This is a genomic window from Capillibacterium thermochitinicola (assembly GCF_013664685.1).
GTDB lineage: Bacteria > Bacillota > UBA4882 > UBA10575 > UBA10575 > Capillibacterium > Capillibacterium thermochitinicola.
The window spans coordinates 97,428-105,103 of the sequence record NZ_JAAKDE010000014.1 but is presented as its reverse complement, the minus strand read 5'-3'; the positions used below and the strand labels follow the sequence as shown (position 1 = coordinate 105,103).

At 49.0% G+C, this 7,676-nt stretch carries 6 protein-coding genes and 1 pseudogene; 5 read left to right on the top strand and 2 right to left on the bottom strand.

Translation table 11 applies throughout. The features are described 5' to 3' along the window. The 5 genes and pseudogenes from G5B42_RS07705 to araA form a co-directional block, all read left to right on the top strand. Positions 1-360, top strand: a pseudogene (locus G5B42_RS07705) (hypothetical protein); the annotation flags it as partial. Next, the gene (locus G5B42_RS07700) at positions 360-2,063 is read left to right on the top strand and encodes an ATP-dependent helicase (protein ID WP_181339889.1); all 1,704 of its coding nucleotides are present in this window, start codon (positions 360-362) and stop codon (positions 2,061-2,063) included. The pseudogene G5B42_RS07705 and the gene G5B42_RS07700, both read left to right, overlap by 1 nt. A 91-nt stretch (positions 2,064-2,154) precedes the next feature. Continuing rightward, positions 2,155-2,574 (top strand): nucleotidyltransferase domain-containing protein, encoded by a 420-nt coding sequence (locus G5B42_RS07695; RefSeq protein ID WP_181339888.1) that lies wholly within the window; start codon positions 2,155-2,157, stop codon positions 2,572-2,574. Positions 2,575-2,759: 185 nt separating this feature from the next. Further along, positions 2,760-3,983, top strand: coding sequence for a hypothetical protein (locus G5B42_RS07690; protein ID WP_231133355.1), 1,224 nt, complete (start codon positions 2,760-2,762; stop codon positions 3,981-3,983). A 233-nt stretch (positions 3,984-4,216) separates the two neighbouring features. Beyond that, complete coding sequence (gene araA / locus G5B42_RS07685) at positions 4,217-5,719, top strand: L-arabinose isomerase (RefSeq protein WP_181339886.1); 1,503 nt, start codon at positions 4,217-4,219, stop codon at positions 5,717-5,719. Between the two features lie 124 nt (positions 5,720-5,843). On the opposite strand, the gene G5B42_RS07680 is transcribed toward araA, so the two are convergent. Then, the gene (locus G5B42_RS07680) at positions 5,844-6,959 is read right to left on the bottom strand and encodes an HlyD family secretion protein (RefSeq protein ID WP_181339885.1); all 1,116 of its coding nucleotides are present in this window, start codon (positions 6,957-6,959) and stop codon (positions 5,844-5,846) included. Further along, the gene (locus tag G5B42_RS07675; RefSeq protein WP_187350977.1) at positions 6,956-7,651 is read right to left on the bottom strand and encodes an ABC transporter ATP-binding protein; all 696 of its coding nucleotides are present in this window, start codon (positions 7,649-7,651) and stop codon (positions 6,956-6,958) included. The genes G5B42_RS07680 and G5B42_RS07675 overlap by 4 nt, the downstream gene beginning before the upstream one ends. Positions 7,652-7,676 lie beyond the last annotated feature (25 nt).

Below are 7,676 nucleotides of genomic sequence, written 5' to 3'. Positions count from 1 at the left end.
TCTTATACTACCACAAACACTTCACGGGCAGAAAAGGCTAAAGCCCTTGAAAACGGACTCTTGAAAGTTGAGTTGGCTGAAAAAACCTTAGAATATGATCTTTTTAAGGAGAATAAAGATATTCTTTTAGAAATATTTAAGGAGATGCATCCAAAAGCAGCAGAAAGAATCAAAGAAGGAACAACAATAAACGAACACGCTAGTAATTTTCTAAAAAGAGTAGAAATAAATAAAGCAAAATCCGAGCTTTCTCATAGGCTTGCCATAAGGTTGGAATCGGATGTTAATGTCCGGAATGATTTTAAGGTACCTGAATATATCCAGAGAGCAATTCGCTGGGTTGTGAAAGGTGAGCAGTAATGTTTAATACCTTATCTGATACGCAACGTAAGATCGTTTATGAAAAAAAGGGCAAATTTGTCGTCCGCGCTTGCCCTGGCAGCGGGAAAACCTATACGGTGGCGGCACGGTTGGCGCATTTGATTTCCGATTGGCAATCACCTCATCAAGGCATTGCCGCCATTTCATTCACTAACACCGCGTGGCAGGAGATTCAAAGACAAATCAACGATCATTATCAAATGAAAGTTTCTTACCCACATTTTCTCGGAACCATCGATAGTTTTATTAATAGATTTATCTTTTTACCGTTTGGACATCTTGCAATGAAATGTAAATCAAGGCCTGTGCTTGTAGGTGAACCACATGGACCATGGTCGGGGAAATATTTTTCAGAAAAAATATTTGATAAAATTAGCTATGATATTAATGGAAAACTTTATGTCATTAATCACGGGACGTTACGTATACGTAAAGGTTGGGAAAGCAATAAAGACATTATTAATACAAAGAAAAGACTGATAAAAGCCGGATATGCAACCCAAGCGGATGCGAATTATTTCAGCATGAAAGTCCTAGAAAAATATCCCCAAATCGCTGAAGCGATTGTTTATCGTTTTCCCGTGCTTATAGTTGATGAGGCTCAAGACACTTCCGAAATACAGATGAGAATAATTGACCTTTTAATAGATAATGGGCTTTCTGAAGTTATGTTAGTGGGCGATCCGGATCAAGCTATTTTTGAATGGCATATGGCAAAACCCCAATTATTAAACAAAAAAAAGGAGGAGTGGAAAGAAAATTCTATAGTTTTAAATGAAAATAGGCGCAGCTCACAAAAAATATGTGATTTTACTTATAAGCTTTCATCATTAAGCGAACCATCAATAGCTGTGAATAACGAGGTAAAGGATTATGAATTTATTCCTGAGATAGTTGTATATGATTTAGAGCATATTCAAGATCTTATCGGATCTTTTAAGCAGCTTTGTCACAACCATAATATTTCGTGTACACCAGAGAATGTTGCAGTTTTGTATAGAAGTAAAGGATTTTTTTGCCATTTGGCAGGGTTCAAAGAGATAAGTAATAATGAATACCCATGGCATGAAGACGATCCATACTGCCAAGAGTTTGCGAAAGGTAAATATCTCTTTGATAACGGTGCATTTAAAGAAGGTTTCAATTTGATACTAAAATCTTTTGTCAAAAAGAATAAGGGGTTACATTACTGTACGGCAAAAGCAATTGAAGAAACGGTCAAAGATTGCGGCCTAATTGAATTTCGAAAAAAGATACTAAACATTATATACCTTCTCCCGCAAACCAATTGCACAATTGGAGATTGGGTTAAAGCTGCAAATGATAAATTTAGAAGTGAAGGTATTGAACTTGAGTTTACGATAAAAAGGAACAAAGGTAATATAAGTTTTGATGATCTTTTTTGTTCCAGCAATAAACGATTGGCAAATGCTGATTTGAGATTGGGGACTATCCATTCGGCAAAAGGGGAGACTTTTGAAGCCGTTATGGTAATATTGAAAAAAGGGGGGATAGGAAGACATTATAAGACTCTTCTAAAAGATAACGTTAGCATTCAGGATTATGAAGAGTTAAGAATTGTTTATGTCGGAATTACGCGCCCTAGAAAATTGTTGGTACTTGCCGTTCCTGATGAAGAAGACAAGTCGGCTTGGGAAAGTAAATTGATAAATAGAGAATAAAAGTTATTGTTGTGGTACAATAGCCGTAAGGGTGACTTCGCCCGGGATGGGCGGAGGTGTTTGGGAAGTACAGTGTTGACGGGGTACAAAAATGCTTGAGGAGAAAGTTTTTGCGAAGATCAAAGAGTATTTTCTCACCAACAAAAATGTGGCGGCCGTGTACCTTTTTGGGTCCACAGTGAAAGGACGGGAACGGAACTACAGCGATATTGACTTGGCGGTCCTGTTTTATCCCCACTTGGACAAGGAAGAAAGATTTTCGGCCACGCTTGAGATTGCTGTTGAATTAACGGAGACGACCGGCACGTTTGGGCACAAAGCCCGCTTTGATGTGGTGGATCGTTGTAAGATGGTCGAACGGGATGTAGTGATCCGGATCTTTACCAACCTTGATGAATACTTACGGGATTTGGAAGAACTTAAAAACAGCAGCACCCTTCAAGATTTTATCACGAACAAGGTTACGAGGAGATATGCGGAGCGAACCCTGCAGTTAGCCGTGGAGGCTTGAGAAGAAAAATATTTTTCTGACTAGGGTTTATCATGCTTTTAGCTCCCAACTGGGTTACGGAGGAGTTGTATGTTTCGATTATTTCGCAACTGGTGGCGTGTGGAAACTCCACAAAATTGCCTTTAGGCAAAGGAGGACATGTTTTGATGGGCAAGGTATTAAAAACGTTGGTGTTAACATTATTGATGTTAATCCTGTTTCCTACCCTTGCTGCGGCCCGGCTCAATAACATTGCAAAAGAAAAATTGGACCTAACGGCAGAGCTTGAGGCCGTCCTTGCTGAGATCGAGGCCATTGAGAGCCTGGTTTATGCGTGGACCCCGGAATGGAACTACGCCACGCCAAAAGAAGATGTAATTGCCCTGATTACTTCCGGTTACAAGTTGTTGGCGGAACACGCGGCCCTTCACCCGGACAACGGGGAGCTTTATTTGTTGATGGGTCTGCTCGCCCATTACGGTTATCAGTTGGACCTTGAAGAATTCTACCAGTTGGCGGAGGATGCTTATACCAAAGCGGCGGCGCTTGACCCCGGCGATTTCCGGCCGCGGTGGTTCATGGCGATGCACCGAATAAAAGCGATTCAGGTGGTCGAAGGGATGGAGGTTCTGCTGGCGATTGCCGCCGCTCACCAACCGGCCGAATTGCCGCCGGAGTTTTGGGAAGATTACGCCTATGCGGCGGTTCTGGCCTCGATGCCTTCCCATGCCGTCATGGCGCTGACGTATGCCCATGAAATTCTGGGTTACGCCGGTTACATGGAAAGACTGCTCGGCCAGATTGTGCAGAACCGGTTTTTGCCGCTCCCGGCGGAAGCCTCCGTGGACAACGAAAAGTTATGGCAGTTCTATGCCGACGAAACGGGTTTTAAATTGGTTAACCGGTTGTTTGGGTTTTCGCTAACCATTCCTGCCGAGTGGGACGTGCGGGTCGGTCCCATGCAGAACCGGAGTGTGGCGGTCCTGGTCAAACCGCCGGGGAAGCGGGGCTTCCAGGGGAGTGTACTGCCGTCAATTTTACTTTTTGCCCGCCGGCCGGAAGTTGGCGAGACCTTGGACGACTTTCTCTCGACGGTGCTCGGGGGACAAGCCGTCCGGGAACTCGGTTCCATGGACGGGCGGAAAACATATGAACTGGAAACGCCGGAACTCTATCCGGCCGAAGGTGGCGGGTACTGTTATGTGACCGGTGACCAGCGGACAGCCCCGCGGTTTCCCGGTATTTTGTTGGAGGAACCCCGGGACGTACCACGCCAGGGGGAAGGTGTCCACTATTATGCCGCGGGGCCGGTGTACAGGCGGTTTGACGGCGAGATCTATTACCTGCTTCTTTTGGATACCGCCCTTTCCGTTAAAGAAGAGGCGCTCCGGGATTATCAACAGGTTTTGGCGGGGCTTGTGATCGAATAAACTCTTTTCAGGCGGTTCCAGGCGCCATTGGAGGAGGCGCAGGAAACGGAAACAACCCCTTAGCCTTGAGGGGTTGTTTTCATTAGCCGGGTATATGATTTTTTAGAAGGAAAATGTTTGCCAATGGCGAAGCAATAAAGAGGTAACCCAAAACCCTGCCATCCTTCCGAGGTCCATTTGTTTCTCGCTTGTTAGTTTTTTTATTATGTATTTTTTTCAAAGGAGGATGTGTAATGGGGATTGATTTTGCCCAAAAAGAGGTTTGGTTTGTTACTGGAAGCCAACATCTTTATGGAGAAGAAACGTTAAATAAAGTTGCGGAACACTCGCAAATTATCGCCAAGAGTCTGTCGGAAAACAGCAAAATCCCGGTCAAAGTGGTTTACAAGCCGGTGCTCACTTCTCCGGAGACCATTTTGAACTTGTGTATTGACGCCAACAGTTCCCCCAACTGTATCGGCCTCATCACCTGGATGCACACCTTCTCCCCGGCCAAAATGTGGATTGCCGGTTTAAAAATGCTCCAAAAACCCTTGGCGCATCTCCACACTCAGTTCAACCGGGAGATCCCCTGGTCGGAGATTGACATGGATTTCATGAATTTGAACCAGTCCGCCCACGGCGACCGGGAATATGGCTTTATCTGCACCCGCCTGGGAAAAGCCCGCAAAGTGATCGTCGGTTACTGGCAGGATGAAGAGGTCATCAAGCAACTGGCGGTTTGGATCCGGGCGGCGCTGGCATGGGATGACCTCCAGGGAGCCAAGTTTGCCCGTTTTGGCGACAACATGAGAGAGGTTGCCGTCACCGAGGGCGATAAAGTGGGGGCCCAGATTAAACTGGGGTTCTCCGTCAACGGTTACGGCCTGGGCGATCTGGTCGGCTACGTGGAAGCGGTCAAAGAGGACGAGATTAAGGCGTTGCTCGCCGAGTACGAAGCCAAGTATAAACTTCAGCCGGAGCTCAGCCCCGGCGGCGCCAAAAGGGACGCCCTGGTCGAAGCGGCCAAGATTGAGCTCGGGATGAAAAAATTCCTGGAAGAAGGCGGCTTCAAGGGCTTTACCACTACTTTTGAGAATTTGACCGGCTTAACACAGTTGCCGGGGTTGGCGGTCCAACGCCTAATGGCCGCCGGTTACGGTTTTGGCGCCGAGGGCGACTGGAAAACCGCGGCGCTGGTCCGGGCCATGAAGGTGATGGGGCATGGTCTGGCCGGCGGTACATCCTTCATGGAAGACTACACTTACCATCTGGTGAAAGACAACATGAAGGTACTGGGCGCTCATATGCTCGAGGTTTGCGAGTCAATCGCCGCCGGGCAGCCCGCCTTGGAGATCCACCCGTTGTCCATTGGCGGGAAAGCCGATCCTCCCCGCCTGGTCTTTAATGTTCCGGCCGGCCGGGGGGTAAACGCTTCCCTTATCGATCTGGGCAGCCGCTACCGCCTGTTGGTGAACGAGATTGAAGTCGTGAACCCCGAGGCGGACCTTCCGAAATTACCGGTGGCCCGGGCCCTGTGGATTCCCTTGCCCAATTTGCGGGTCTCCGCAGAAGCCTGGATTCTGGCCGGCGGGGCCCACCATACCGGCTTCAGTCAGGCGGTCACCAAGGAATATTTGGAGATCTTTGCCGAGATCGCCGGGATTGAGTTCTTGTTAATCGACGAGAAAACCGATCTTCGCCAGTTCAAAAATGAACTCCGGTGGAACGAGCTTTACTACCAGCTGAACAGGTAACCGGGAAACACATATTTCGTCATGGCGAAACAAAGGCGGTGAAGTCGCAGCTTCACCGCCTTTGTTTTTGTCCATGTGGAAATGGCTTTATTCCGGCAGGATATTGACCAACTTTCCAACCACACTAGTCGATGTAGATCTTCACGTCTACATTGAAGTTGGGGAGGAGGAACTCGTCCCGGTCCTCGATGCTGATTTCGACCGGGACTACCGTTTCCCCGCTCTCCTTGATGGCCACTTGGGCGCGGCTGATTACTTTTCCATGGTAGGTCCGGCTATAATCGGCGACCGGTGTAATCACGGCCTTCGCTCCGAGGCGCAGGTCTTTGATGAATTCCTCGGCGATGTTGGCCTTGACGACCAAATTGTCCAGGCCAAGCAGGCTTAAGACCTTGCGTTCGGGGGTGACCGGATCCCCTTCGGCGTAACCGAGCTCGGAAACGACGGCGTTGTCCAGGGGGGCGATCACTTCGTCGTTCCGGATAAAGTCCCGGTCCAATTTTTTGCGGAGAAGGGCCAGTTTTTCTTCGAGCAGGACGGCCTTCTGCCGGAGCATGCCGATCCGGGTCACCGCCGTTCCGGAACCGCCTTTTAAGAGAGACAATTCATTTTTTAGCCGTTTGAGCTCATCTTCTTTTTCGCTCCGGAGTTGTTCGTATACGCGGTGGAGGTCGGCAACAGTCTTTTCGAGTTCGCTCACTTCGCTGGCGGGGATGGCTTTAATCGCCAACAGCTCCCTTTTCTTCTCCAGGTCCTGCCGGGCTTTGGCGAGGTCGGCCCGGATTTGCCGCAGATCGTAGGCGCTTTCCGTGGCCAGTTGCTCCTCTTTTTCCGCAATTTTCGCCGCCAGTTCCGCGGCTTCACTTTCCACTTTCTTCAGTTCATAAAGGGTGGTTTGTAACTCGTATTCCGTATTCCGGATCTCGGTGTGGTACTCTTCCACATCTAAAGCAAGAAGGGTCTGGCCGGACCGGACCTTTTCCCCCTCTTTGACGTAAAGCCGGCGCACCCGGGCGGGAAAATCGATGTTCAGATTGGTCACAGTGGTGGCCTTTACCAGCCCAAAGGCTTCGATGTAGGGTCTTTCTTTGCCGGCGGCCGGCTCTTCCGCCGCGGTTACGTCCGTTACACCTGTCTTGCTTTTCTGGCCGGTATCGGGCTTGGACTTGACCAGGAAGAAGCCGGCAAGCACAACCCCGGCCAGAAGCAAAATAATAAAGAAAACCCCTTTTTTCTTCATTCCTCCCACACCTTTCCGTCCCGTAGATTAATGATCCGTTGTCCATACGTGGCGGCCTCCCGGGAATGGGTGACTTGGACGATGGTTTTACCCTGTTCCCGGTTGATCCTTTGGAGCAGCTCCATGATGCCCATGCCGGTTTTGGTATCCAGGTTACCGATGGGTTCATCGGCCAGAATAATGTCGGGTTCGTTGATCAAAGCCCGCGCAATTGCTACCCGCTGCTGTTCGCCGCCGGACAGTTCCCGCGGGGTATGACGGCGGCGGCCGGCGAGCCCCACCGTCTCCAAGATCGCTTCCAGGCGGTGGCGGTAGGCTTTTGGTTGTTTTCCGTCCAGCAGGACCGGGAGCATAATGTTCTCCTCCACATTGAGGTTGGGGATGAGGTTGTAAAACTGAAAAACGAATCCCAGGGTCCGGCGGCGGAGGATACTGACCTCCCTGTCTTTCATGGCCGACAACTCTTTCCCTTTCACCTTGACCCGGCCGGAGGAAGGTTGATCCAAACCGCCCATGAGGTAAAGGAGGGTACTCTTCCCGGAACCGGAAGGGCCCATGATCGAGACGAACTCGCCTTCCTGAATGGTGAGGTCGATTCCTTTCAAAACTTCGACGCGGACGGCCCCCAGTTGATAAGTTTTGTAAAGCTGGAAAGTTTCAATGATTGGTGGCAAAGCAGCACCCCCCGTCATTCATATTTAATCGTCGAGACAATAT

Excerpts from the sequence above, each read along its gene's own strand:
- G5B42_RS07680 (WP_181339885.1), bottom strand. The coding sequence starts at position 6,959 with ATGAAGAAAAAAGGGGTTTTCTTTATTATTTTGCTTCTGGCCGGGGTT.
- G5B42_RS07690 (WP_231133355.1), top strand. The coding sequence starts at position 2,760 with ATGTTAATCCTGTTTCCTACCCTTGCTGCGGCCCGGCTCAATAACATT.
- G5B42_RS07700 (WP_181339889.1), top strand. The coding sequence starts at position 360 with ATGTTTAATACCTTATCTGATACGCAACGTAAGATCGTTTATGAAAAA.
- G5B42_RS07675 (WP_187350977.1), bottom strand. The coding sequence starts at position 7,651 with ATGACGGGGGGTGCTGCTTTGCCACCAATCATTGAAACTTTCCAGCTT.
- araA (WP_181339886.1), top strand. The coding sequence starts at position 4,217 with ATGGGGATTGATTTTGCCCAAAAAGAGGTTTGGTTTGTTACTGGAAGC.
- G5B42_RS07695 (WP_181339888.1), top strand. The coding sequence starts at position 2,155 with ATGCTTGAGGAGAAAGTTTTTGCGAAGATCAAAGAGTATTTTCTCACC.